Origin of the sequence: Mycolicibacterium houstonense (genome assembly GCF_900078665.2) — a bacterium.
Classification (GTDB): Bacteria; Actinomycetota; Actinomycetes; order Mycobacteriales; family Mycobacteriaceae; genus Mycobacterium; species Mycobacterium houstonense.
This window is the reverse complement of sequence record NZ_LT546213.1, coordinates 1-995: the sequence shown is the minus strand read 5'-3', so window position 1 is coordinate 995 and position 995 is coordinate 1. Positions and strand designations below refer to the sequence as shown.

Annotated in this window: 1 protein-coding gene; it reads left to right on the top strand. The window is 65.8% G+C overall.

Going from position 1 to position 995, the window contains the following annotated elements; all coding sequences use genetic code 11:
* Nucleotides 1–12: 12 nt before the first annotated feature.
* Nucleotides 13–995, top strand: a 983-nt coding sequence (locus BN4332_RS32470) for an MBL fold metallo-hydrolase (protein WP_200820484.1), incomplete at its 3' end; no start/stop codon positions are given.

Genomic DNA, 995 nt, shown 5'->3' with positions numbered 1-995 from the left:
GAAAGGCCGTTTGTGCAGGTCACCAGCATCGGACATGCCGGTTTCCGGATCGATACCCTGGCGGGCAGCATCCTGTGCGACCCGTGGGTGAACCCGGCCTACTTCGCCTCGTGGTTCCCGTTCCCGGACAACACCGGTCTGGATTGGGATGCCCTGGGCGATGTCGACTACCTCTACGTCTCGCACCTGCACAAGGACCACTTCGACCCGGAGAACCTGCGCCGCCACGTCAACAAGGACGCGGTGGTGCTGCTGCCCGACTACCCGGTGCCCGACCTGCAACGCGAGCTGGAAAAGCTGGGCTTTCACCGGTTCTTCGAGACCACCGACTCGGTCAAACACACCGTCACCGGCCCCAAGGGCGACCTCGAGGTGATGATCATCGCGCTGCGCGCCCCCGCCGACGGCCCGATCGGCGATTCGGGCCTGGTGGTATCCGATGGCGTCACCACCGTTTTCAACATGAACGACGCCCGCCCGGTCGATCTGGACATGCTGCACGCCGACTTCGGCCAGATCGACGTGCACATGCTGCAGTACTCCGGGGCGATCTGGTACCCGATGGTCTACGACATGCCGGCCCGGGCCAAGCAGGCCTTCGGCATCCAGAAACGTCAGCGCCAGATGGACCGCTGCCGCCAATACATCGCCCAGGTCGGGGCGACGTGGGTGATCCCCTCGGCCGGCCCGCCGTGCTTTTTGGACCCCGAACTGCGTGACCTCAACGACGATCACGACGATCCGGCCAACATCTTCCCCGACCAGGTGGTGTTCCTGGACCAGATGCGCCGCCACGGCCACGACGGCGGGCTGCTGATGGTGCCCGGTTCCACCGCCGATTTCACCGGCTCACACCTGGATTCACTGACCCACCCGGTCGAGGATCCCGAACAGATCTTCACCACCGGCAAGGCGGCCTACATCGAGGACTTCGCCCAGCGGATGGCCCCGGTGCTGGCCGCGCAGAAAGCCGGCTGGGCCCCGGCCACCGGCGA